The sequence below is a fragment of the Aneurinibacillus sp. UBA3580 genome (assembly GCF_002375825.1).
Classification (GTDB): Bacteria; Bacillota; Bacilli; order Aneurinibacillales; family Aneurinibacillaceae; genus Aneurinibacillus; species Aneurinibacillus danicus.
On the sequence record NZ_DFMZ01000132.1, the window covers coordinates 338 to 809 of the forward strand.

The following is a 472-nucleotide window of genomic DNA, read 5'->3' on the forward strand; positions in this document are numbered from 1 at the left end:
ATCTTGGTCAGGTTCATCCGGCTACTCAGCAGAAATATGACGTAGATGAGACATACGTATTTCAACTGGACGCTGATTTGCTGCTTGAGCTTTCGACGATGCACCAGGGGATGATACCGCTGCCGAAGTATCCCGCCATCAGCCGTGATATTGCGGTTGTGGTTGACCGCAGTGTCAGCGCAGGAGACCTTCAGAAAGTTATCGAAGCATCCGCCGGCGAATGGCTGGAATCGGTACGCATTTTTGACGTGTACGTAGACGACAGGCTTGGCGAGAATAAGAAAAGCGTCGCGCTGTCCTGCACGTACCGTGATCCGGAACGTACATTGACCGACGAAGAAATACAGGCGGCGCACGGTAGAGTAGTAGAGGCTCTGGCCGCCGAATGCGGAGCCGAATTGCGCGGCTAATCGTTAGGAAGAAGGAGGAGACGGCGAGAGATGTCTCCTTCTTTTTCTGTGAAAATCGTGAG

1 pseudogene is annotated in these 472 nt (G+C 53.0%); it reads left to right on the plus strand.

Features of this window, described 5'->3' with window-relative positions:
- Positions 1 to 410: pseudogene (locus tag B2899_RS17375) on the plus strand (phenylalanine--tRNA ligase subunit beta); the annotation flags it as partial.
- Between the last annotated feature and the right edge of the window lie 62 nt (positions 411 to 472).